This window comes from uncultured Azohydromonas sp. (assembly GCF_937926365.1).
Taxonomy (GTDB): Bacteria; Pseudomonadota; Gammaproteobacteria; order Burkholderiales; family Burkholderiaceae_C; genus Azohydromonas.
Window position 1 is genome coordinate 1 of the sequence record NZ_CALAOH010000243.1, and the last position, 22,943, is coordinate 22,943.

Sequence of the window (22,943 nt, forward strand, 5' to 3'; positions counted from 1 at the left end):
GGTGGGCATCTTCGTGACGATGCAGGCTTACGTCTGGCCCTTCACGCTGCTGGTGATCCACTGATCGCCTGATGCCTGAAACCGGCCCCGAGGGGCCGGTTTTGCTTTCAGCCCCTCGCTTTCAAACACTCACACAACAGGAGGCCGTCCATGAACGCTTCCCAAGACCTGCCCTCCGCCGCCGAGCGCGCCCAGCGCTGCGCGCAGGTGGTCGCGGCGCTGCAGGCCGTGCTGCCCGCGCACGCGCTGCTGTGGCGCAACGAGGAAACCACGCCCTACGAGTGCGACGGCCTCACGGCCTACCGGCAGTCGCCGCTAGCCGTGGCGCTGCCCGAGACCGAGGCCCAGGTGGCCGCGGTGCTGCGCGAGTGCCACCGGCTCGGTGCGCCGGTGGTGGCGCGCGGCGCCGGCACCGGCCTCTCGGGCGGGGCCATGCCGCACGCGCTGGGCGTGACGCTGTCGCTGGCGAAGTTCAACAAGATCCTCAAGGTCGATCCGGTCAGCCGCACCGCGGTCGTGCAGTGCGGCGTGCGCAACCTCGCCATCAGCGAGGCCGCCGCGCCGCACAACCTCTACTACGCGCCCGATCCGAGCAGCCAGATCGCCTGCACCATCGGCGGCAACGTCGCGGAGAACTCCGGCGGTGTGCACTGCCTGAAGTACGGCCTGACTGTGCACAACGTGCTCAAGGTGCGCGGCTTCACCGTCGAGGGCGAGGCCGTGGAGTTCGGCTCCGACGCGCTGGACGCCGCCGGGCTGGACCTGCTCACGGTGCTGGTGGGCAGCGAGGGCATGCTGGCCGTGGTCACCGAGGTGACCGTGAAGCTCGTGCCCAAGCCCCAGCTGGCGCGCTGCATCATGGCCAGCTTCGACGACGTGCGGAAGGCGGGCGACGCGGTGGCCAACATCATTGCCGCCGGCATCATTCCGGCCGGGCTGGAGATGATGGACAAGCCCATGACGGCGGCGGTCGAGGATTTCGTCCATGCCGGCTACGACCTCAACGCCGAGGCGATCCTGCTGTGCGAGAGCGACGGCACGCCGGAGGAGGTCGAGGAGGAGATCGGCCGCATGGTGGCGGTGCTGGAGCGCAGCGGCGCCATCGGCATCACCGTCAGCCGCGACGAGGGCCAGCGCCTGAAGTTCTGGAGCGGGCGCAAGAACGCCTTCCCGGCCTCGGGGCGCATCAGCCCCGACTACATGTGCATGGACTCCACCATCCCGCGCAAGCGCCTGGCGGACATCCTGCTGGCGATCCAGGAGATGGAGAAGAAGTACCAGCTGCGCTGCGCCAACGTGTTCCACGCCGGCGACGGCAACCTGCACCCGCTGATCCTGTTCGATGCCAACGACCCCGACCAGCTGCACCGCTGCGAGCTGTTCGGCGCCGACATCCTGGAGACCAGCGTCGCCATGGGCGGCACGGTGACGGGCGAGCACGGCGTGGGCATCGAGAAGCTCAACTCGATGTGCGTGCAGTTCAGCCCCGCCGAGCGCGAGCAGATGCTGGCGCTCAAGGCCGCCTTCGACCCCGCCGGCACGCTCAACCCGGGCAAGGTCGTGCCCAGCAAGCACCGCTGTGCCGAGTACGGAAAGATGCATGTGAAGAAGGGCCTGCTGCCCTTCCCCGAGCTGGAGCGCTTCTGAGATGAACGCCATGACCGACACGCCCGGGGCGCAGGACCCCGTGCTGACACGCCTGATCGACCAGGTGCAAACCGCCCGCGCCGCCAAGGGCGCCTTCGAGATCCGCGGCCACGGCAGCAAGCGCTTCTATGGCGAGGCGCCGCGCGGCGAGGTGCTGGACACGCGCGTCCTTTCAGGCATCAGCAGCTACGAGCCCACCGAGCTGGTGGTGACGGTGCGCGCCGGCACGCCGCTGGAGGAGCTGGAGGCGGCGCTGGCTGCAGAAGGCCAGTACCTGCCCTTCGAGCCGCCTCGCTTCCAGGGCGAAGGCGGCCGCGGCACCGTGGGCGGCATGGTGGCCGCGGGCCTGGCGGGCCCGGCGCGCGCCACCGCGGGCGCCGTGCGCGACTACGTGCTGGGCGCCACGATCCTCAGCGGCAAGGCCGAGGTGCTGAGCTTCGGCGGCCAGGTGATGAAGAACGTGGCCGGCTACGACGTGGCGCGCATGCTCGCCGGTTCGCTGGGCATCCTGGGACTGATCTGCGAGGTGAGCCTGAAGGTGCTGCCGGTGCCGGTGGCCACGCGCACGCTGCGCTTCCAGCTCGACCAGGAGACGGCGCTGCGCCATCTCAACCTGTGGGGCGGGCAGCCGCTGCCGCTCAATGCCAGCGCCTGGTGGGACGGCACGCTGGTGCTGCGCCTGTCCGGCGCCCGCGCCGCGGTGGACTCGGCCTGCGCCCGGCTCGGTGGCGAGGTGGTGGACGAGGAGTCCGCCGCGGCCTTCTGGCTGGGCCTGCGCGACCAGCGCGACGACTTCTTCCAGTTCGCGGTCACGTCGGTGGCGCAGGGCGAGCGCGCGCTGTGGCGGCTGTCGGTGCCGCAGACGGCCGCGCCGCTGGCGGAGCTGGGCGGGCACCAGCTGGTCGAGTGGGGCGGCGCGCAGCGCTGGGTGCTGACGGACCGGGACCCGGTGCAGGTGCGCCAGGCGGCGCAGCGTGCCGGCGGCCATGCCGTGCTGTATGCCGCCAACGACAAGCGCGTGGGCGTGTTCGCCCCGCTGTCGCCGCCGCTGGCGCGCATCCATCGCCAGCTCAAGGCGGCTTTCGATCCCGACCGGGTGTTCAACCCCGGGCGGCTCTATCCGGACCTCTGATTCAAGCTGAAAGGCTCCCGTTCGGGCTGAGCCCGTCGAAGCCCTGCCGCCCGGCTGGGCGGCAGGCCGCATCGACCCAGCTCAGGGCGAACGGGAAAAGTGAACGATGCAAACCAATCTCGCTCCCGAATTCCGCGATACGCCGGAGGGCCAGGAGGCCGAGGCGATCCTGCGCAAGTGCGTGCACTGCGGCTTCTGCACCGCGACCTGCCCGACCTATCAACTGCTGGGCGACGAGCTCGACGGTCCGCGCGGGCGCATCTACCTGATGAAGCAGGTGCTCGAAGGCGCCGAGCCCACGCGCGCCACGCAGCTGCACCTGGACCGCTGCCTGACCTGCCGCAACTGCGAGAGCACCTGCCCTTCGGGCGTGCAGTACGGCGCGCTGGCCGACATCGGCCGCAACATCGTCGAGAGGAAGGTGCAACGCCCGGCGGCAGAGCGCGCCAAGCGCTGGCTGCTCAAGGAGGGCCTGACCTCGCCGCTGTTCGCCCCGGCGCTCAAGCTGGGCCAGGCGCTGCGGCCGCTGGTGCCGGCCAACCTGCGCGAGAAGGTGCCCGAGAAGACGCCGCCGCGCGCACACGAGTGGCCGAATCGCGAGCACCCGCGCAAGGTGCTGATGCTGGCCGGCTGCGTGCAGCCCGCGATGGCGCCCAACATCAACGCCGCCACGGCGCGGGTGCTGGACGCCGCGGGCATCCAGGTGCTGGTGGCGCCGGAGGCCGGCTGCTGCGGCGCGATCCGCTCGCACCTGTCGGACCACGAGGGCGGCCTGAACGACATGCGCCGCAACGTGGACGCCTGGACCCCGCTGCTGGACCAGGTCGAAGCCATCGTCATGAACGCCTCGGGCTGCGGCGTGATGGTCAAGGACTACGGCAAGGCACTGAAGCACGACCCGGCCTATGCCGGGCGCGCCGCGCGCATCTCGGCGCTCACGAAGGATTTGTCCGAGCTGCTGCCCGACCTGGTGCCGCTGCTGCAGCCGAAGCTGGCGGCCAAGGCCCCGCCGCAGCCGGACGTGCCGGCCGGCCCGGCGCCGCGGCGCCTGAGCTTCCATCCGCCGTGCACGCTGCAGCACGGGCAGCAGCTGCGCGGGGGCGTGGAGGCGGGACTGCGGGCGCTGGGTTTCGAGGTGAACCTGGCCGTGGGCGAGGCGCACCTGTGCTGCGGTTCGGCGGGCACGTACTCGGTGCTGCAGCCCGAGCTGTCGCACCGGCTGCGCGACCGCAAGCTCTCGCAGCTGCTGCCCACGCAGCCCGACTGCATCGTCTCGGCCAACGTCGGCTGCATCCAGCACCTGCAAAGCGGCACCGGCACGCCGGTGCGGCACTGGGTGGAGGTGGTGGACGAGGCGCTGGCGCAGGGGTGATCGAGTCTCCAGCGCGGACCGGGAGGTCCGCGCGTGTTGTCCTGAGCCTCAGCTGCTGCCGCCCACCACCGCCCCGCTATCGCAATCGAAAAGCCCCGCAGGGTCATGAACCCGTTTGCCCCGGCTTCTCACACCGCCACCCGCTCCGGCCGCACCCGCAGCGCCCACATCACTCCCATCACCAGCAGCGCGATGCCCGCCAGCGTCACCGGCGGCGGGGGCGTGCCACGCAGGATGAAGGCGTAGGCCAGCGCCGACAGCGTCTCGAACACGATCAGCTGCCCCGCGATGGTCGTGGGCAGGCGCTGGCTGGCCTCGTTCCAGCACAGCGTGCCCAGCCACGAGGCAAAAAGGCCGATCACGAACATCAGCCCCACGAACTGCAGCGGCCGCGGCCCGAAAGGCAGCTCGAAGGCGCCGCCGCCCACGCCCGACCACAGCCAGAAACCCGCGTAGCCCACCAGCGCCAGCGGCAGCGTGGCCACGCCCTGCGCCGTGGCCCAGGTGCACGGGCTGCGGTCCGGGTGCGCGCGCAGCCAGTCGGCGTTGCGGATCGGGTACCAGGTCCAGCACGCCACCGCGCCGAAGGCCAGCAGCGCGCCCAGGGCGTAGCGCACCGGGTCGGCCTGCGGGTCGGCACGCATCTGATCGAGCTCGGCGCGGTTCACCAGCGCGATGCCGGCGGCGATCAGCCCCAGCGAGGGCAGCATCCGCGCCCAGGGCAGCCGGCCGTCGCGCCAGGCGTTGCGGCGGTTGGACACCACCGCGATCACCACCGGCAGCGTGCCGATGATCATGGTCGGCAGCGGCCCGCCCGCGCGCTGGATCGCCGCGGCCAGGCACAGGTAATAGAGCAGGTTGCCCACCAGCGCGAGCTTGAGCGCCTCGCGCCAGTCCGCGCGCGTGAACTCGCGCAGCCGCGCACGGTCCAGCCAGGCCAGCGGCAGCGCGATCAGGCCGAACGCCAGGTAGCGGCCGAAGGACTGCAGCGCCGCGGGGTACTCGGGCAGCAGCAGCGGGGAGACGAATACCAGGCCCCACATCAGTCCGGCGGCCAGGGCGAAGAAAGTTCCAATCCACATCGGGCGGATTGTCCCCGTGCGCCCGGAGCGGCCCGCCCGGGCGCGCGGCCGCGTCCCGGGCGGTGGCTCAGAGCTTGGGGATGTGCAGCGTCTTGCTGATCATCAGCGAGCCCGAGAGCACGAACAGCAGCGACAGCGGGTGCAGCACCCAGGGGCCGACCTCCCAGGCGCCCAGCCACAGGTCCTCGCCGATGCGGCCCTGCCAGGCGGCAAAAGCCAGCACGGCGGTGAGCAGCACGCTGCTGGGGATGGGCGTGCCCTCGAAGTACTTCACCTTGTCGCCGCCCTCGGACAGCGTCTCGGCCGTGACGTTGTAGCGCGCCAGGCGGCTGACGCCGCAGCAGACGAAGTAGATCAACGCCACCACGTCCCAGCCGCCGTCCATGCCCGCGGCATGCGCCAGCACCGCTGGCGCCACGCCGAAGGAGACGATGTCGGCCAGCGAGTCCAGCTCGCGCCCCAGCGGCGAGGCCTGGCGCCGCCAGCGCGCCACGCGCCCGTCGAGCACGTCGAAGGCCAGCGCCAGGGGTGCCATGGCCGCGGCCAGTAGGAACTGCCTGATCTCCGGGTCGGCCATGAAGCCCATGGCCAGCAGCACGCCGGCCATGCCGCAGGCGGCGTTGCCCAGGGTGAAGAAATCCGCCAGCGCGAAGCCGCGGAGCATGGAGAAATGGCGCGTGGTCGGGGAAAGGGCCATGAGGATCCTCCGTGGGTCTGTCCGCTGCAGGGCATGTCGCTTGCCTGGCCGGGGGGCAGGAGAACAGCATGAGTCCGAGCACCCCACAAGCCTGGCAAGCGCCGAAGGGCGCTGCCCGCCGCGCCGCGCCGGGCGCCGCATCCACCACGGTCGTGGCCGCGCTGGCCTTGGCCTTCCTGGCCGGCTGCGCCAGCGGGCCCGATGCCACCTGGTCCGATCCGCAGCTCGGCGCCAAGCCGCTGCAGGGCGCGCGCGTGCTGGTGGTGTGCGAGGCGGCCGAGACCACGCTGCAGCAGCTGTGCCTGGACCGCATGACCGAGGAAGCCATGGCGCGCGGGCTCACGCCGGTGCGCCCGGCGCAGCCGCCGGCCGCCGCTGGCGTGGGCCGCGGCGCGGACGCCTACGTGGGCGCGGCGCGCGCGGCCGGCGCCACGGCGCTGCTGCTGACCTCGGTCACGCCGGACAGCGCACAGGTGTCCAGGCCCTCGCCGTTCTCCATTGGCATCGGCGGCTTTGGTTGGGGCGGCGGCCACGTGGGCGCGGGCGTGGGCGTGTCGGTGCCCATCGGCGGTGGCGGCTACGCCTCGAACCCGGGCTACGCCGCCAACAGCAGCTTCACCGAGGCCGGCAGCGGCCGGCTGCTGTGGTCGGCGCGCACCAGCACCACCACCAGCGACTTCAATGCCGGCATGGGCACCATGGCGCGCACGCTGATGGAGGCGGCCGAGAAGGCGGGCGTGTTCTGACCCGCCGCGCGGCGGCGCGGCGCCGCGCTTGCCGCCCCATGGCACCACCGACAGCGGGCGGTGGTGAAGGCTGGTTACACGCCCGGTCGGGCGGGCGTGGAGCATGGCGGTCGTTTTTCCGCGGGCCGGCAGCCGGCCTAAGCTGGGCGGACAAGACAACACAGCAGGAGACCCCGCCATGAGCTTCCTTCTCGCCCTGGACCAGGGCACCACCAGTTCGCGCAGCATCGTGTTCGACCCCGCGGGCCGCGTGGTGGCGCTGGCGCAGCGCGAGTTGGAGCAGCACTACCCGCAGCCGGGCTGGGTCGAGCACGACCCGCGGGAGATCTGGCGCACGCAGCTCGACACCGCGCGCCAGGCGCTGGCGCAGGCCGGCATCACGGGGCGCGACGTGCTGACCATCGGCATCGCCAACCAGCGCGAGACCACGCTGCTGTGGGAGCGCGCCACGGGCCGGCCGCTGCACCACGCCATCGTGTGGCAGGACCGCCGCGGCGAGCCGATGTGCGCGCAGCTGCGCGGCACGCCCCTGGAAACGCTGGTGCGCGAGCGCACCGGGCTGGTGGTGGACAGCTACTTCTGCGCCACCAAGCTGCGCTGGTTGCTGGACAACGTGCCCGGCGCGCGGCTGGCCGCCGAGCGCGGTGACCTGGCCTTCGGCACCGTGGACAGCTGGCTGCTGTGGCAGCTCACGGGCGGGCGCCTGCACGCCACCGACGTGAGCAACGCCTCGCGCACCATGCTCTACGACATCGCGCGCCAGCGCTGGGACGAGGAGCTGCTGGCGGCCTTCGACATCCCGCCCTCGGTGCTGCCGGAGGTGCTGCCTTCCAGCCACCACTACGGCCACACCGAGGCCGAGCTGTTCGGCACGCCCATCTCCGTGTGCGGCGTGGCCGGCGACCAGCAGGCCGCGCTCTTCGGCCAGGGCTGCTTCACCCCGGGCATGGCCAAGAACACCTACGGCACCGGCTGTTTCCTGCTCATGCACACCGGCAACCGGCTGCAACGCTCGCGCAACGGGCTCATCAGCACCGCCGCGGCACAGCCCGGCGCGGCGGCGCAGTACGCGCTGGAGGGCAGCGTGTTCGTCGCCGGCGCGGTGGTGCAGTGGCTGCGCGACGGGCTGCGGGCGATCCAGTCCAGCTCCGAGGTGGAAGCGCTCGCCCGCAGCGTGCCCGACAGCGGCGGCGTGGTCTTCGTGCCGGCCTTCACCGGGCTGGGCGCGCCGTACTGGAACGGCGATGCGCGCGGGGCGATCCTGGGCCTGACGCGCGGCAGCACCGCGGCGCACGTGGCGCGCGCGGCCGTCGAGAGCATCGCCTACCAGAGCGCGGCGCTGCTGCAGGCCATGAGCCGCGACGCACAGGACGGCGGCGGCGCGCCGGTGAGCGAGCTGCGCGTGGACGGCGGCGCCTGTGTCAACGATTTGCTGATGCAGTTCCAGTCCGACCTGCTGGGCATCCCGGTGCTGCGTCCGCGCGTGACCGAAACCACCGCCCTGGGCGCGGCCTACCTGGCGGGGCTCGCCGCCGGGGTGTGGCAGGTGCTCGACGAACTGGCGGCGCAGTGGCAGCCCGAGCGCGTGTTCACGCCCACCATGGAGCGCGAGCGCGCCCAGGAGCTGATGGCGCGCTGGGAGCGCGCGGTGCGGCAGACGGTGGCGGCGTAGCGCACCCAGCACGCCATCAGCGCCCGAGCAGCAGCGGGTAGCTGAAACCCAGGAAGTGCGCGGTGTTCAGCACGAAGTGCGCCGCGATGGCCGCCTCGATGCGCCGCGTGCGCGCGTAGGCCCAGCCGTAGCCCGCGCCGGCCAGCGTCGCCAGCGCGGCGTAGGCGGCGCCGCCGGGCAGGTGCGCCAGCCCGAACAGCAGCGCCGCCGCCAGCACCGGCAGCGCGCGCAGCGCCGGACGCGAGGCGATCGGCCCCGAGGCGGCCAGGCGCTCCTGGATCACGCCGCGGAAAAACGCCTCCTCCAGCACGCAGGTCCACAGCAGCATCTTCAGCAGCCAGGCGGCGGTGAAGGCGGGCCATTTCAGGTCGGGCCGCACCAGGCCCGCGCTCCAGGCCAGCAACAACACCAGCGCCGCCGTGCCCAGCGCCACCGGCGCCGCGCGGCGCAGTACCGCGACGGCCTCGGCCGGGCCGCGCACGCGGCGGCAGAAGCCCAGCGCGATCGCCAAGCCGGCCAGGCCGGCGTCGAAGTGGAAGGCCAGGCGCAGCGGTGCCGCGCCGGGGCTCAGGCGCAGCCCGTCCAGCAGCAGCACGGGGCTGAAGCCGGGCACGAGGTGCAGGCCCAGGGCGAAGGCCAGCGCCAGCGCGGCACCAGCCAGCAGCCGGCGCAACCAGGGTGCGGCGAGCAGGCGCGAGCCCCCGGCCAGCGCCGCCAGCACCGCGGCGGCCAGTGCGCCGCGCACGTCCAGCGCGCCTGCGAGCCAGCCCGCCGCCACGGCCACGGCGGCCAGCGGCAGTGCCGGCGGCAGGGTCAGCGCGCGCCCCAGGCGCAGTGCGGGCAGCCAGACCGCGGCGATGGCCAGGGCCAGGAGAAGGGTGGAGGGCGGCACGCCGGCTCAGTGCCGGGACACGCCCAGCATCTGGGCCAGGGTGGACACCGCCTCTTCCACGCGCGTGTGCAGTGAGCACGAGCGCGCGAGCATGAGGTTCAGGGGCTGGTCGAAGTCCTCGATGAGGTAGCCGTGCATGGCGTCGAAGAGTTGACCAGGCGGCCCCGGCACGCGGCCGAAGGCGGCCTGCACGCGCTCGGCGGTGCCGCGGCGCAGCTCGGGGTCGTAAGCCGCCACCGGCTTGCCCAGCGCCACGGCCACGCCGATCTCGAACACCGTGCCGGAGTCCGGCTCCACGGGGTTGCGGAAGGCCATCACGTTGGCCAGCACCGCGTCGCAGCCGCGCAGGTGGGCCATGTTGCCCTGGTAGATCCACTCGGCCTGCGCCGTCTTGTCCAGCCCGGCGGGCGGCTCGTTGCCGTCCACGGGCGCGACGGCGCGCATGCCGTAGTGCGAGCACAGCGCGCGCAGCCGGTCGTAGCGGGCGGTGGCGTCCCGGAAGAAAACGTCCGGGCCGGCGAGGTAGATTTTTTTCATGGGTGCTCCCTGTGCTGGTCGTCGGGGCAAGACGGCATGAAGGCTCTGGCGGCCTTCGCCTGGGGAGAGGCGCCGCCCTGTCCGTCGTCCAGCGCGGCTCGCGCCGAGGGTGCCCGGCGGCTCAAGCAGCCGTCTTGCCCGGCAGGGCTTGTGAGGCCTGCACGGGGCGGGATTGTCCTGCCGGGCCTTTAGCTGAGGCTGACGGCGGGCGGCTTCAGCTTGAACTCCTGAGGCACAAGCCTGGCCTCCGCCGACCCGCGCTTTCCCTCACTTCGCTCCTCCACCGCGCACTTCGTCGCACCGCGGCTGCGCCGCGCGGCACGCCTCCCTAGCCTGCAGTCCGTGAGCCACCCCGCCCGGACTGCCCCATGAGCCCCCTGCCCCCACGCCCGCCCGGCGCCTCTCCCGCTCCGCCCACCGCGCCGGTGATGTCCCTGCGCGGCATTCAAAAAACCTACCGCCTGGGCCAGCACGTGGTGCCCGCGCTGCGGGGCGTGGACCTGGACGTGCTTGCCGGCGAGATGCTGGCCCTCGTCGGCCCCTCGGGCAGCGGCAAGAGCACGCTGCTCAACCTGTGCGGCCTCATCGACCGCCCCGACGCCGGCCGCATCGAGCTGCGCGGCACGGCGGTGCACGACCTTGACGAGACGCGCGCCACGCTGCTGCGCCGCGACGCCCTGGGCTTCGTCTTCCAGGGTTTCAACCTCGTGCCCGTCATGACGGCGGCGGAGAACGTGGACTTCCCGCTGTTCCTGGCCGGCGTGCCCGCCGCCCAGCGCCGGCAGCGCGTGGCCGAGGTGCTGGCGCAGGTGGGCCTGGCCGAGCACGCCGCGCACCGGCCCGACGCGCTCTCCGGCGGCCAGCGCCAGCGCGTGGCCATCGCCCGCGCCCTCGTCAAGCGCCCGGCGCTGGTGATCGCCGACGAGCCCACCGCGAGCCTGGACTCGCACAGCGCCGACAACGTGCTGGCGCTCATGCGCGCGCTGTGCCACGCCCAGGGCGCCGCCTTCGTCATCGCCACCCACGACGACCGCCTCACCCGCCGCTGCGACCGCGTCGTGCGGCTGCTCGACGGGCGCATCGAGCCGGAAGCCGGCGGCGCCCTCGAAGTCCACCAAGTCCAAAACCCGCAACGGAGCGCCGCATGAGCCCGTTCGCCTGGATGCGCCTCGCGGCGCTCAACACGCTGCGCAACCGCCGCCGCTCGCTGGTGACGGTGTGCATCGCCGCCCTGGGCACGGCCGCGCTGCTGCTGGCCGGGGGCTTCGCGCTCTACACCTACCAGTCGCTGGAGCAGGCCGCGGCACGCGACAGCGGCCACCTCGTGCTCGGCACGCCGGCGCAGTTCGAGGGCGAGGAGGACGTGCCGCTGCAGCATGGCCTGGACGGCGTGGCGGAACTGCGCCGGCGGCTGCTGGCCGACCCCGACGTGCGCCACGTGCTGCCACGCGTGGCGTTCAACGGGCTCGTCAGCAACGGCGAGAAGTCCACCGTGATGATGGCCGTGGGCATCGAGCCCGACAGCGAGTTCGCCATCAAGGGGCCGTTCCTGGGCGTGAGCGCCGGCCAGGTGCTCACCAACGCCGACCAGGGCGCCGTGATGCTGGGCGCCGGCCTGGCGCGCAATCTGAAAGCCGGGCCCGGCAGCGGGCTGACGCTGCTGTCCGCCACCACGCAGGGCGTGCTCAACGCCATGGACGTGCAGGTCAAGGGCGTGTTCTCCACCGGCATTCCGGAGATGGACCAGCGCCTGGTGCTCACCGACGTCGCCACCGCGCAGAAGCTGCTGGACACGCAGCGCGTCTCCACGCTGGGCGTGTTCCTGCGCGGCATGGAGGCCACCGCGCCGGCGCAGGCGCGGCTGCAGGCGGCGCATCCGCGGCTCCAGGTGCAGACCTGGCTGGAGCGCGCGGTCTTCTACCGCAGCGTGCGCGCCCTCTACAACCGCATCTTCGGCGTGATGGGGCTGGTGATCGGCGTGATCGTGGTGTTCGTGGTCGCCAGCGCCATGGCCATGGCCGTGGTCGAGCGCACCCGCGAGATCGGCACCCTGCGCGCGCTGGGCACGCTGCCGCGGCAACTGCTGCGCACGCTGGCGCTGGAGGGGCTGCTGCTGGGTGGCACCGGCGCCGTGGCGGGCGCGCTGCTGGCGCTGGCGGTGTCGGTGGCGCTGCTGGTGTTCCCGGTGCAGATGCCCCCGCCGCCCGGGCGCAGCGAGGGCTACCCGCTGCAGATCGCCATCGAGCCGACGCTGTACCTGGGCGTGCTCGTGCTCATGCTCAAGCTCTCGACGCTGGCCGCGGCCCTGGTGGCGCGGCGCACGGTGCGCAAGCCCATCGTGGAGGCGCTGGCCCATGTCTGAGCGCAAGCGCCCCATGAAGCCCGTCCTGGCCTCAGTGCTGATCGCCGCCTGCGGCCTGTTCCTGCACCCGGCCACCGCCGCCGAGGACCCCGCCGCGCTGCTACGCGCCGCCGACCGCTGGCGCATCAGCGACGACGGGCTGCAAGTCGAGACCCGGGTGCAGGTGCTGGGCCGGGACGGCGCGGTGGAGAAGGAGCGGCTCTACACCGTGTTCGTGCAGCCCGGGCACCGCTCGCTGGTGCTGATGCGCTCGCCGGCCGAGGCCGGGCAGCGGGTGCTGATGCTGGGCGACGACTTCTGGCTGCTGATGCCCGGCAGCCAGCGCCCGCTGCGCATCACGCCGCTGCAGAAGCTGCTGGGCGACGCCTCCACCGGCGACATCGCCACGCTGAGCTGGGCCGAGGACTACACCGGCACGCTGGTGGGCGAGGAGTCCTGCGGGGGCCAGCCCTGCTGGCACCTGCAGCTGCGGGCCGCGCGCGCGGGCGTGAGCTACCAGCGCATCGAGCTGTGGCTGGGCAAGGCCCGGCGCGAGCCGCTGCGCGCGCAGCTGTACGTGCAGTCGGACAAGCTGGCCAAGCAGGCGCGCTTCGTCCTGGACCACCCCGAGGCGCCCACCACGGTGGCCGAGATGGTGCTGCGCGACGAGCTCGGCACGCACAAGAAGACGCGCGTGCGCTACCTGTCGCGAACGCCGAGGCGCGTGCCCGAGGCGTGGCTGAACCCGATGTTCCTGGCGCGCAACCCGCCGCTGGATTGAGCGTGCGCGCCTTGCTGCCGAGCCTCCTGGCGCTGGCCCTGCACGCCGGTGTCCACGCCCAGACGCCCTCCGCCTGGAACGGCGAGCTGCGCGCGCACGTGGAGCTGCAGCGCGCCAACGGCCGCGGTCCGCTGGCGCAGGCGAACCGGGTCGCGCCGGGCACCGCGGCCGCGCCACGCGACGCCGCAGTGGCGGAGGCCGGGTTGCGGGGCCAGCTCCGCATCGTCTCGGCCGACCTTCACCTGCGCCAGGAACGCCGCGAAGGCGGCGCGCACGCGCAGGACGCGCGGCTCAACGAACTCCATGCCGGCGGCGAGGCACCGGCGGCGCTGCTGGGCGAGGGCGTCCAGTGGAACGCGGGCAAGAAGGTCGTGGCCTGGGACGTGGGCCATGGCTTCCGGCCCAACGACGTGGTGCAGGTCGAGCCGCGGCGCCAGCTCCTGCCGTCGCGGCCCGAAGGCCGGCCGCTGCTGCAGCTCGAAGGCTTCAGCCTCGACGGTGCCTGGACGCTGGTGTGGGCCAATCCCCATCACCTGAACGCCCGTGCCGGGGAAGCCCGCCGCGGCGAGGAGAGCGCGCTGGCGCTGCGCGCCTACCGGCACGCGGGCGCGGCCGACTGGCACGGCTTCATCCGCTGGGGCGAGCGCACGCAGGGCAGCGTGGGCGCGGCGCTGGCCTGGGTGGTGTCGGACGCGGTGGAGTTCCACGCCTCGGCGCGCTGGATGCGTCGGCACGACGGCTTCGCGCTGGACGCCGTGCCCGGCGCCGGTGGCCTGCCGGTGGCGGGCGCCAATCCCTGGCGCGAGGCCACGCTGGGCGCGGCCTCGCAGTGGCTGCTGGGTGTGACCTGGACCCATGCGAGCCAACTCAGCGTGCTGGCCGAGCTCTGGCACGACGGCACCACGCTGGCGGACGCGGCCTGGGACGCCTGGAGCGCGCGCGGCGCGGCGCTGTCGGCGCTGGGGAATCAGCCCGCGCTGCGCCCGGCGCTGGCGGGCCAACTGGCCTGGCAGTCCACGCCGTGGAACGCACAGAACCTGCGCCGCGATGCCGCGCTGCTGCGCGTGTCCTGGCGGCACGAAGGCTGGGAGCCGGTGGCGGAGCTGCTGGTCAACCCGGCCGACCGCGGGCATGCCCTCACCGCGTCGCTGGCCTGGCAGGGCGACCGCTGGCGCCTGGAAGGCGGCCTGCGGCAGTACGGCGGGCCGTCGGACGCGCTGCTGGCGCAGCTGCCAGCGCGGCGCACGGGCTACCTGGCGGCGACGGTGGCGTTTTGAGCGGCGGGTGCGAACCGGCAAACGAGCCCGGCCCTGGCCTCCACACAATTCCATCCACCCTGCTTTCCTCCGCCATGCCCGTGTTCGACCACTTCGGCCAACCTGCGCGTGCTCATCGAGCTGAACCCGCCGCGGGCGCAGGCGATGCTCGACCGGCTCATCGCCTACCTGCGCGCCACGCTCACGGCCTCGCGCGCGCCCTCGCACCCGCTCTCGGCCGAGTTCGAGCGCCTGGCGGACTACCTGGCGCTCATGGGCATGCGCATGGGCGAGCGGCTGAGCGTGCAACTGGAACTGCCCGAGGCGCTGCGCGCGCTGCCCGTGCCGCCGCTGCTGCTGCAGCCGCTGGTGGAGAACGCCATCCGCCACGGCCTTGAACCCCAGGTAGGCGCGGGGCGGCTGGAGGTGCGGGCGCGGCGCGAGGACGAGTCGCTGCTGCTGAGCGTGCGCGATACCGGCGTGGGACTGGCCGAGGCCGCCCCGGCCACGAGCGGCACGGGCTTCGGCCTGCAGCAGGTGCGCGAGCGGCTGCACACGCTCTTCGGCGAGCGGGCGTCGCTCAAGGTCGAGCCGGCGGATGACGCAGAAGGCGGCACGCTGGCGCTGATCCGCCTGCCCTGGCCGCAGCCGGCAGCGGCCGCGGACAACGACACAGGAAGGAACAGCCATGGCTGCTGAGACGGGCGGTGCGGCGGCGGCGAGCGCGCTGATCGCGGAGGACGAGCCGCTGCTGGCGCAGGCGCTGCAGGCGGCGCTGCGGCGCGAGTGGCCTGAGCTGCAGGTGCTGGCCAGCGTGGGCGACGGCGTGCAGGCGCTCAGCAAGACGCTGGCGCTGCGGCCGGCGCTGTGCTTCCTGGACATCCGCATGCCCGGCCTTTCGGGCCTGGAGGTGGCGCAGGCGCTGGCCGAGGACTGGCCGGCGCAGGAGGTGCCCTTCCCGCTGCTGGTGTTCGTCACCGCGCACGACCACTACGCGCTGCGGGCCTTCGAGCACGCGGCGGTGGACTACTTGCTGAAACCCGTGGAGCCGGCGCGGCTGGCGCGCTGCGTGCAGCGCTTGCGCCGGACGCTGGCGGCGCGCCAGGCCGCCCCGGCGACGCAGGCACCGGCGCTGGAGCACACGCTGGCGCAGTTGCGCGGCCTGCTGGCGCAGTCCGGCGGCCCGGCGGCGGCATCCGCCCGGCCGCCGCCCCGGCTGCAGGTGATCCAGGCCGGCGCCGGCAGCGCGGTGCATTTCGTGCCGGTGGAAGACGTGCTGTATTTCGAGGCGGCGGACAAGTACGTGCGCGTGGTCACGGCCGAGGCGGAGCATTTGATCCGCATGCCGCTGAAGGACTTGTTGCCGCAGCTGGACCCGGAGCGCTTCTGGCAAATCCACCGCGGCACCATCGTGCAGGCGCGCTGCATCCGCACTGCCGTGCGCGATGAATCAGGCAAGGTGCGGCTGACGCTGCGCGGGCGACCGGAGAAATTGACGGCCAGCCGGCTGTATGCGCATTTGTTCAGGGCGTTTTAAAGGGGGCCGAAGCCCCCTTTGTGTTTCACCCCCCGCTGTATTCGCCCACCCAGTCCGCATAGGGCCCGTGCACCCGCTCCAGCGCCAGCGCATAAATGGCGGGCAGCGTGTACGGGTGCAGCTCGCGGATGGCCTCCTCCACCGCCGCGTAGCGCGAGGCCACGGTCTTGAGCATCAGGCGGTACTCGCCTTCCTGCTGCAGCTTGTTTTCCCACATGTAGACGCTCTCGATCTGCGAGATCTGCGCACAGGCCACGAGGCGACGCTCCACCAGTGCGCGCGACAGGCGGTGCGCGTCATCGGCAGTGGCCACGGTGGTGATGACAACGATCGGCTTCATCTGCAGCTCCTCTCTCTCCACGTGAAAAACGGACCAGGGAAGACGGAAGGGGAAAGCGGTTCCAGGGCGTCAGCGCGGCGCCGTGGTGGCGGGCGTCGCGGGCGAGGGCTCCGTCGGCGACGGCACGGGCGTGGACGCCGGCTCCGAGGCGGGCGGCGCCACCGGCGAGGCCGGAGGCACCGCCGCCGTGCCGGCCAGCACCGGCACCGTCAGGCGCTGCGCCGCGCCTACGCCGGCCAGGTCGCCCGCGGCCTTCAGGTCGCCGGCGATCACGCCGCGCAGCGCTTCGGGCGCCCAGTACTTCTGCGCGAAGGCCTGCACCTGCTGCGGCGTCACGGCGGTGATCTCCTCCACGAAGCCGCGCAGCTCGGCCAGCGGCCGGTCCTGCGCCACCTGGCCGGAGATGGTCGCCGCCAGCCCGCCCACGGTCTCCAGCCGGCGCGAGAAGGCGCCGGTGAGCGTGGCCTTGCGCGCCTCCAGTTCGTCCGCGCCCGGGGGCGCGCCGCGCAGCCGCTCCACTTCCTCGCGCATGACCTGCAGCACCTGGCCGGCGGTGCTGTTCTGCGTCTGCGCGCTGGCGCTCCACATGCCGCCGCCGGGATGGGCCTCGGCCTCGCTGTGCGCGCCGTAGCTCAGCCCGCGCTTGATGCGCACCTCCTGGTTCAGCCGCGCCGAGTAGCCGCCGCCCAGCAGCACGTTGGCGCTCTGGCCGATGCGGCGCGTGATGCGGTCCTCCTTGTCCAGCGCGACGAAGGGGGCCACCACCATCACGCTGCTCTGGCCGGCGCCGGGCATGTCCACCAGCACGGCGGCGTCCTGCTGCGGGCTGGGCTGGGCGCTGACCAGCGGCGGCAGCGGCGTGTCCGGCGCGCGCCAGTCGCCGAAGTGGCGCCGGGCGAGCTGCAGCGCCTGCGCCTCGGTCACGTCGCCGGCCAGCACCAGGGCCGCCTGGTCGGGGCGGAACTGCGCGGCGTGGAAGCGCTTGATGTCGGCCACGGAAATCTTCTGCAGCGAGGCCGGCGTGACGGAGACGCCATAAGGCGAGTCGCCCCAGTAGGCGCGGCGCGCGGCGATGGCGGCCACGGTGCCGGGGCTCGACAGCGCCACGCGCAGCGAGTCCAGCGACTGCGTGCGCGCGCGCTCCAGCTCGTCGGACGCCAGCGTGGGGCGGCGCGCCACGTCGGCAATGAGCGACAGCGCCGCGTCGAGCTTGGGCGTGGTGACGGTCATGGAGACGGTGGTGGAGCGCCAGCTGCTGCCCGTGTCCAGCGAGCCGCCCAGCGCCTCGGCCTGCTGCGCCAGCGTGGTGGCGTCCACCGCGCGGCCGCCGCGCGTGGCGCCCTTGGACAGCAGCGTGGCGGCCATGGAGGACAGCCCGGCCAGGCCCGGCGGGTCGGTCTCGGGGCCGGCGCGCACCAGCAGCCGCGCGCTCACCAGCGGAATGTCGCTGCGCGGCGCCACGATCACGCGCAGCCCGTTGGGCAGGCGCTGCTCGGGCATGGGCGGCAACACCGCCGGGCGCGGCGGCTGCGGTTCGGGCGGGGCGTCCACGCCGGGGGTGGCGGCGCGCGCGGCCAGCGCGGCCAGCAGCAGGGCCAGGGGGAGGAGCCGGGGTGCCTTCATCAAGACTTCTTCTCCGTGTAGTCGAGCGTCACGCGCGGACGCTCCAGGACGTAGCTCTTGAGCACGCGCTGCACGTCGGCGGCGCGCACGGCCTGCAGCTCGGCCAGCTCGCGGTCGGCGGCGCGCGGGTCGCCGCGCTGGATCACGGCCCAGCCCACGCTCTGCGCGCGGCCGTGCGGGGTCTGGCGGCTGGCCAGCTCGCCGGTGAGCACCTGCGTGCGCACCTTCTCCAGCTCGGCGTCGGGAATGCGGCGCGTGGCCAGGCGCTCGATCTCGCGCAGCAGCGCCTGCTCCAGCTGTGCCGTGGAGCGCCCGCCCGCGGCGATGGCGAAGGCCATCAGCAGCCCGGCATCGGCGTTGAGGTCGGTGCTGAAGCCGGCGGCCTGCGCCGACTGCTCGCGGTACACCAGCGCCTCGTTCAGCCGCGAGGACTCGCCGGCCGACAGCAGCGCCGAGGCCACGTTCAGCGCCGCGGCGTCCTGGCTGTCGGCGCGCGGGCCCTGCCAGATCAGCGCCACCGCCGGCAGCGGCACGTTGGGGCCGAAGACCTGGGCACGGCGGCTCTCGGTGCGCCGGGGCTCCTTCACCGTCACGCGCGGGACAGGGCGGTCGGGCTTGGCGACGCGGCTGAAGTAGCGGTCCACCCAGGCGTCGAGCTGCTTCGGATCGAAATCGCCCGAGACGATGAGCGTCGCGTTGTCGGGGCGGTAGTAGGTGGCGTGGAAGCTGCGGACGTCTTCCAGCGTCGCGGCGTTGAGGTCCTCGATGCTGCCGATGACGGGCCGCTTGTAAGGGTGCTCGATGTAGCCCTGCGGCGGGATGGCGTTGAAGAGGCGGCCGTAGGGGCTGGCGAGCACGCGCTGGCGGTATTCCTCCTGCACCACGGCGCGCTCGCTGTCGAAGTTGGCCTGGTCCACCACCAGGTTGCCCATGCGCTCGGCCTCGGCCCACAGGATGCGCTCCAGGTGGTTCGACGGCACGGTGCTGTGGTAGGCCGTGACGTCCTCGGCGGTGAAGGCGTTGTTGTTGCCACCCACGTCCTCGGTGAGGCGGTCGAAGGTGTGCGAGCCCATGTGGCGCGAGCCCTTGAACATCATGTGCTCGAAGAGGTGGGCGAAGCCCGAGCGCCCGGGCGGGTCGTCCTTGCCGCCCACGCGGTACCAGACCTGCACGCTGACGGTGGAGGTGTTGCGGGCCGGCAGCGCCAGCACCTGCAGCCCGTTGGCCAGCCGGCGTTCGTGCAGCGGCAGCGGCGGCACGCGGATGGGTTGCGGCGGCGCGGCGGCCCAGGCCGGCAGCGTGGCCAGGGCCGTCAGGGCAAACAGGCAATCGCGGCGATGGGGCATCGGCGGCTCTCCTTTCGAGTTCTGGTGCGAGCAGTGCCCGGCCATCCTAGCCCGGCGCCTGGGCACAATGCCCCGATCCGGCCGAAGCCCGCGCGCGCCGCAACGGCCACGCAGCGCGTCCCGTTCCGCACTACTCCACCGCGATGCAGCTCTACTACCACCCCGGCAACGCCAGCATGGCGCCGCACCTGCTGCTGCAGGAGATCGGCGCGCCCTTCGAACTGAAGTTCGTGGACCGCGAGCGCGGCGAGCACCAGTCGCCGGCCTACCTGAAGCTCAATCCCCACGGCCGCATCCCGGTGCTGGTCGATGGCGAGCTGGTCCTCTACGAGGCCGCCGCCATCTGCCTGCACCTGGCGGACCGCTTCCCCGGGGCACGCCTGGCGCCGCCCGTGGGCAGCACCGAGCGCGCGCGCCTCTACCAGTGGGTGCTGTGGCTGAGCAACACGCTGCAAGCCATGCTGATGCACTGGTTCTACCCGGAGCGCATGGTGGACAGCGGCGACGCCGCCGCCGCGGCGCAGGTGCGCGCGCAGGCCGAGGAGCAGATCGCCGGCATGCTGCAGCGGCTGGACGAGCAGGTGGCGGCTTCCGGCGGCGCGTGGCTGCTGGGCACCGACTTCACGGTCGCCGATGCCTACGCGCTGATGCTGTGCCGCTGGACGCGCAACTTCGACCGCCCGGCGCGCGAGTACCCGCACTTGGGACCGTACCTGCAGCGGCTGCTGGCACGGCCCGCGGTGCAGCAGATGTTCGAGGCGGAGGGGCTGCAGGCGCCGCTGGTGTGAGAGCGCCAAAGACGGCTGCGCCCCAAAAAGCAAACGGGCCCTGAACGGGCCCGAGTCGCTTCATCGCAATGGCCGCCCTCACGCGGCCGGCATCGGCTTCCTCAGCCGACGTAGTGCCGCTCGTAGCGGTCGGCGGCGCACATCAGCTCGCTCGACAGGCGCGGGTCTTCATGGCGCAGGGCATGGGCCAGGGCGCGGACGTCGGCCACTTCCTGCTCGAAGGAACGCGGTGCCGGCGCGAACATCACGCGCAGGCCGTTCCAGATGCGGGTGAAGACCTCGGCCGCGACCACGGCGCCGCGCGGCGCAGTGCGACGAAAGGCGGAAACAGTGATGGCAGTCATGGTGGTCCCTCTTCAGAAAACATCGAACTCTTCGATGGACCGAATACTAGGGTTTCCACCTAATTTACACAATTGAAGAGTAGGCAAGCCTGCTATAAACGAACCGCATAACACAATCGATCATGAACTTCCGCACGCTGGACCTGAACCTGCTGCGCGTCTTCGACGCCGTGATGGCCGAGGGCAGCCTCACCCGCGCCGCAACGGCGCTGGCGATGACGCAACCAGCGCTGAGCCATGCGCTCAAGCGGCTGCACCAGGCGGTGGGCGAAGAGCTGTTTACGCGCGGCGCGCGCGGCATGCAGCCCACGCCGCACGCGCAGGCGCTGTGGCCGCAGGTGCGCGCGGCGCTGGCCTCGCTGCGCCAGGCGCTGGCGCCGGAGGAGTTCGATCCGCGCTCGGACCCGGTGAACTTCCGCGTCGCGCTGGCCGACGCCACCGCGGCGCTGTTGGCGCCGGCGCTGGTGGAGAGCATCGAGCGCGAGCACGCGTTGGCGAACCTGCGCTTCGTGCCGCTGACCACGCGCGACCCGCGCCCGCTGGTGGAGCGCGCCGAGGTGGACCTGGCCATCGGCCACTTCCCGTGGGTGATGGCGGCGCTGCAGGCGCAGGGGCCGGAGGCCATCCTGCGCCACGCGCGGCTGTACGAGACCGACTACGTGTGCGTGATGCGCCGCGGCCACCCGCTGGCGCAGCAGCCGCTGACGCTGGAGTCCTTCTGCGAGGCGCACCACCTGCTCGTGAGCTTCTCGGGCCGTCCGCACGGGCTGGTGGACGAGGCGCTGGCGGCGCAGGGGCTGCAGCGGCGCATCGTGCTGACGGTGAACCAGTTCTTCACCGCCGGGCTGGTGGTCACACGCTCGGACCTGCTGACGGTGCTGCCGCGCCACTTCCTGCCCGCCACCGGCTACCAGGAGGAGCTGGCGGTGCAGCCCCTGCCGCTGGCGCTGGCCAGCGTGCAGGTGGAGATGCTGTGGCACGTGCGCCAGGACGCCGACCCGGCGCAGCGCTGGCTGCGCCAGCGGCTGCTGGAGGCGGTGGGGGAGTAGCCGTCAGGCCAGCACCGCCGCCATCGCGTCCGCCACGGCCTGCACGTTGCCGGTGTTGAGGCCGGCCACGCACATGCGGCCCGAGCGCACCAGATAGACGGCGTGCTCCTCGCGCAGGCGGTCCACCTGCTCCGCGCTCAGGCCGGTGTAGCTGAACATGCCGCGCTGGGTCAGGAAGTAGTCGAAGTTGCGCCCCGGCAGCTTGGCGGCGAGCACGCCGTGCAGGCTGCGGCGCATGGCGGCGATGCGCTCGCGCATCTGTGCCACCTCGGACTCCCACAGCGCGCGCAACTGCGCGTCGCCCAGCACCCTGGCCACCACCAGGCCGGCGTGGATGGGCGGGCTGGAGTAGTTGCGGCGCACCGTGGCCTTGAGCTGGCCGAGCACCAGATCGGCCTCGGCCGCGTCGGCGCACACCACCGACAGCGCACCGGCGCGCTCGCCGTAGAGGCTCATGCTCTTGGAGAAGGAATTCGCCACGAAGAAACGCAGCCCCGCGTCGGCCAGCGCGCGGATGGCGAAGGCGTCCTCCTCGATGCCGTCGCCGTAGCCCTGATAGGCCAGATCCAGGTAGGGCAGCAGCCGGCCTTCCTTCAGGATCGGGATGAGCCGCAGCCACTGCTCGCGCGTGAGGTCCACGCCGGTGGGGTTGTGGCAGCAGGCGTGCAGCAGCACCACCGAGCCCGCGGGCACTTGGCGCAGCGCGGCGCACATGGCGTCGAACTTCAGCCCGCCGGTGGCGGCGTCGTAGTACGGGTAGGTCTGCACCGGCAGCCCGGCGCCTTCGAACATGGCGCGGTGGTTGTCCCAGGTGGGGTCGCTGACCCACACGCCCACGTCGGGGAACCAGCGCTTGAGGAAGTCGGCGCCGACCTTCAGGCCGCCGCTGGAGCCCACGGTCTGCAGCGTGGCGATGCGGCCACTGGAGACGGCCTCGTGGCCGGCGCCGAAGAGCAGCTTCTGCACCTCGGCGCGGCAGGCCGCGGAGCCCTCGATGGGCAGGTAGGACTTGGGCGCGCTTTGCTCCAGCAGCTGGGCTTCGGCGCGGCGCACGCTCTCCAGCACCGGAATGCGGCCGGCATCGTCGAAGTAGATGCCGATGGAGAGGTTGACCTTGTGGGGGCGGGGATCGGTCTGGAACTGCTCGTTGAGGCCCAGGATGGGATCGCCCGCGTAGGGCTCGAGGTGCTGGAACATGGGGCTGACTCCGAAGAACCCGGGATGATAGGCCGGCCCCGCGGCCCCCGCCCCGCGCGGACTCAACCGGCGCGCAGCGCCTTTTCGATGTCCGTTTCCAGCTTCTCGGGCGGCTCGGTGGGCGCGTAGCGGCGCACGCTGCGGCCGTCGCGCCCGACCAGGAACTTGGTGAAGTTCCACTTGATGGCCTTGCTGCCCAGCAGCCCCGGCGCCTGCGCGCACAGCCACTTGTAGAGCGGGTGCGCGTGCGCGCCGTTGACCTCGACCTTGCCCATGAGCGGGAAGCTCACGCCGTATCTCGTGCTGCAGAAGTCCAGGATCTGCTCGCCGGTGCCGGGCTCCTGGCCGCCGAACTGGTTGCAGGGAAAGCCCAGCACCACCAGGCCACGCGCGCGGTAGCGTTCCCACAGCGCCTCCAGCCCGGCCAGCTGCGGCGTGAAGCCGCAGCGGCTGGCGGTGTTGACGATCAGCAGCACCCGGTCGTGGTATTCCATCAGGGGCAGCGGCCGGCCATCGATGGTGTGGGCCTCGAAGTTGTAGACGGTGGTCGCGTCGTTCATGGCG

22 protein-coding genes and 1 pseudogene are annotated in these 22,943 nt (G+C 72.7%); 13 read left to right on the plus strand and 10 right to left on the minus strand.

Going from position 1 to position 22,943, the window contains the following annotated elements; translation table 11 throughout:
• Positions 1-150: 150 nt before the first annotated feature.
• The 3 genes from Q0741_RS26650 to glcF all read left to right on the plus strand — a co-directional run bounded on the left by Q0741_RS26650 (position 151) and on the right by glcF (position 4,151).
• Positions 151-1,647 (plus strand): FAD-linked oxidase C-terminal domain-containing protein, encoded by a 1,497-nt coding sequence (locus Q0741_RS26650; RefSeq protein ID WP_298236223.1) that lies wholly within the window; start codon positions 151-153, stop codon positions 1,645-1,647.
• A 1-nt stretch (position 1,648) separates the two neighbouring features.
• The gene (glcE, locus tag Q0741_RS26655) at positions 1,649-2,779 is read left to right on the plus strand and encodes a glycolate oxidase subunit GlcE (RefSeq protein ID WP_298236224.1); all 1,131 of its coding nucleotides are present in this window, start codon (positions 1,649-1,651) and stop codon (positions 2,777-2,779) included.
• Between the two features lie 106 nt (positions 2,780-2,885).
• Positions 2,886-4,151: a glycolate oxidase subunit GlcF gene (glcF, locus tag Q0741_RS26660; protein ID WP_298236225.1), complete on the plus strand. Its 1,266-nt coding sequence runs from the start codon at positions 2,886-2,888 to the stop codon at positions 4,149-4,151.
• Positions 4,152-4,279: 128 nt separating this feature from the next.
• On the opposite strand, the gene Q0741_RS26665 is transcribed toward glcF, so the two are convergent.
• Both Q0741_RS26665 and Q0741_RS26670 read right to left on the minus strand, forming a co-directional pair.
• On the minus strand, positions 4,280-5,233 hold the full coding sequence (locus Q0741_RS26665) for a DMT family transporter (RefSeq protein ID WP_298236226.1): 954 nt from the start codon (positions 5,231-5,233) through the stop codon (positions 4,280-4,282).
• Positions 5,234-5,300: 67 nt separating this feature from the next.
• On the minus strand, positions 5,301-5,930 hold the full coding sequence (locus tag Q0741_RS26670; protein WP_298236227.1) for a CDP-alcohol phosphatidyltransferase family protein: 630 nt from the start codon (positions 5,928-5,930) through the stop codon (positions 5,301-5,303).
• Between the two features lie 68 nt (positions 5,931-5,998).
• On the opposite strand from Q0741_RS26670, the gene Q0741_RS26675 reads away from it, so the two are divergent.
• Positions 5,999-6,676, plus strand: coding sequence for a hypothetical protein (locus tag Q0741_RS26675; RefSeq protein WP_298236228.1), 678 nt, complete (start codon positions 5,999-6,001; stop codon positions 6,674-6,676).
• A gap of 178 nt (positions 6,677-6,854) precedes the next feature.
• A complete protein-coding gene (gene glpK / locus Q0741_RS26680) occupies positions 6,855-8,348 on the plus strand; it encodes a glycerol kinase GlpK (RefSeq protein WP_298236229.1) in 1,494 nt (497 codons plus the stop codon).
• Positions 8,349-8,364: 16 nt separating this feature from the next.
• Here the strand turns inward: glpK and Q0741_RS26685 are convergent, their stop codons facing one another.
• Together Q0741_RS26685 and Q0741_RS26690 are read right to left on the minus strand one after the other, a co-directional pair.
• Positions 8,365-9,240 carry a CPBP family glutamic-type intramembrane protease gene (locus Q0741_RS26685; protein WP_298236230.1) on the minus strand — a complete coding sequence of 292 codons (876 nt, stop codon included), beginning with the start codon at positions 9,238-9,240 and terminating at the stop codon, positions 8,365-8,367.
• Positions 9,241-9,246: 6 nt separating this feature from the next.
• Entirely contained in the window at positions 9,247-9,777 is a 531-nt protein-coding gene (locus Q0741_RS26690) for a nucleoside 2-deoxyribosyltransferase (RefSeq protein ID WP_298236231.1), read from the minus strand.
• Positions 9,778-10,145: 368 nt separating this feature from the next.
• Here Q0741_RS26690 and Q0741_RS26695 point away from each other — a divergent pair, with 368 nt between their 5' ends.
• From Q0741_RS26695 to Q0741_RS26720, 6 genes and pseudogenes are all read left to right on the plus strand, one after another.
• The gene (locus Q0741_RS26695; RefSeq protein WP_298236232.1) at positions 10,146-10,925 is read left to right on the plus strand and encodes an ABC transporter ATP-binding protein; all 780 of its coding nucleotides are present in this window, start codon (positions 10,146-10,148) and stop codon (positions 10,923-10,925) included.
• Positions 10,922-12,139: an FtsX-like permease family protein gene (locus Q0741_RS26700; protein WP_298236233.1), complete on the plus strand. Its 1,218-nt coding sequence runs from the start codon at positions 10,922-10,924 to the stop codon at positions 12,137-12,139. The genes Q0741_RS26695 and Q0741_RS26700 overlap by 4 nt, the downstream gene beginning before the upstream one ends.
• Complete coding sequence (locus Q0741_RS26705; RefSeq protein WP_298236234.1) at positions 12,132-12,899, plus strand: outer membrane lipoprotein-sorting protein; 768 nt, start codon at positions 12,132-12,134, stop codon at positions 12,897-12,899. The genes Q0741_RS26700 and Q0741_RS26705 overlap by 8 nt, the downstream gene beginning before the upstream one ends.
• An 11-nt stretch (positions 12,900-12,910) precedes the next feature.
• Positions 12,911-14,176 carry a hypothetical protein gene (locus tag Q0741_RS26710; RefSeq protein WP_298236235.1) on the plus strand — a complete coding sequence of 422 codons (1,266 nt, stop codon included), beginning with the start codon at positions 12,911-12,913 and terminating at the stop codon, positions 14,174-14,176.
• A gap of 90 nt (positions 14,177-14,266) precedes the next feature.
• Positions 14,267-14,854, plus strand: a pseudogene (locus tag Q0741_RS26715) (sensor histidine kinase); the annotation flags it as partial.
• The gene (locus Q0741_RS26720; RefSeq protein ID WP_298236236.1) at positions 14,844-15,692 is read left to right on the plus strand and encodes a LytTR family DNA-binding domain-containing protein; all 849 of its coding nucleotides are present in this window, start codon (positions 14,844-14,846) and stop codon (positions 15,690-15,692) included. The pseudogene Q0741_RS26715 and the gene Q0741_RS26720, both read left to right, overlap by 11 nt.
• A 25-nt stretch (positions 15,693-15,717) precedes the next feature.
• On the opposite strand, the gene cutA is transcribed toward Q0741_RS26720, so the two are convergent.
• From cutA to Q0741_RS26735, 3 genes are all read right to left on the minus strand, one after another.
• Complete coding sequence (gene cutA, locus Q0741_RS26725) at positions 15,718-16,032, minus strand: divalent-cation tolerance protein CutA (RefSeq protein WP_298236237.1); 315 nt, start codon at positions 16,030-16,032, stop codon at positions 15,718-15,720.
• Positions 16,033-16,101: 69 nt separating this feature from the next.
• Positions 16,102-17,655 (minus strand): pitrilysin family protein, encoded by a 1,554-nt coding sequence (locus Q0741_RS26730; protein WP_298236238.1) that lies wholly within the window; start codon positions 17,653-17,655, stop codon positions 16,102-16,104.
• Positions 17,655-19,001, minus strand: a complete 1,347-nt coding sequence (locus Q0741_RS26735; RefSeq protein ID WP_298236239.1) for a pitrilysin family protein — start codon at positions 18,999-19,001, stop codon at positions 17,655-17,657. The genes Q0741_RS26730 and Q0741_RS26735 overlap by 1 nt, the downstream gene beginning before the upstream one ends.
• A 143-nt stretch (positions 19,002-19,144) precedes the next feature.
• Between Q0741_RS26735 and Q0741_RS26740 the strand changes: the two genes are divergently transcribed.
• Positions 19,145-19,789, plus strand: coding sequence for a glutathione S-transferase family protein (locus tag Q0741_RS26740; protein ID WP_298236240.1), 645 nt, complete (start codon positions 19,145-19,147; stop codon positions 19,787-19,789).
• A gap of 101 nt (positions 19,790-19,890) precedes the next feature.
• Here the strand turns inward: Q0741_RS26740 and Q0741_RS26745 are convergent, their stop codons facing one another.
• Positions 19,891-20,133, minus strand: coding sequence for a hypothetical protein (locus Q0741_RS26745; protein WP_298236241.1), 243 nt, complete (start codon positions 20,131-20,133; stop codon positions 19,891-19,893).
• A gap of 122 nt (positions 20,134-20,255) precedes the next feature.
• On the opposite strand from Q0741_RS26745, the gene Q0741_RS26750 reads away from it, so the two are divergent.
• A complete protein-coding gene (locus Q0741_RS26750) occupies positions 20,256-21,182 on the plus strand; it encodes a LysR family transcriptional regulator (protein WP_298236242.1) in 927 nt (308 codons plus the stop codon).
• Positions 21,183-21,185: 3 nt separating this feature from the next.
• On the opposite strand, the gene Q0741_RS26755 is transcribed toward Q0741_RS26750, so the two are convergent.
• Together Q0741_RS26755 and Q0741_RS26760 are read right to left on the minus strand one after the other, a co-directional pair.
• Positions 21,186-22,379, minus strand: a complete 1,194-nt coding sequence (locus Q0741_RS26755; RefSeq protein WP_298236243.1) for an amino acid aminotransferase — start codon at positions 22,377-22,379, stop codon at positions 21,186-21,188.
• Positions 22,380-22,441: 62 nt separating this feature from the next.
• A complete protein-coding gene (locus Q0741_RS26760) occupies positions 22,442-22,939 on the minus strand; it encodes a glutathione peroxidase (RefSeq protein WP_298236244.1) in 498 nt (165 codons plus the stop codon).
• Between the last annotated feature and the right edge of the window lie 4 nt (positions 22,940-22,943).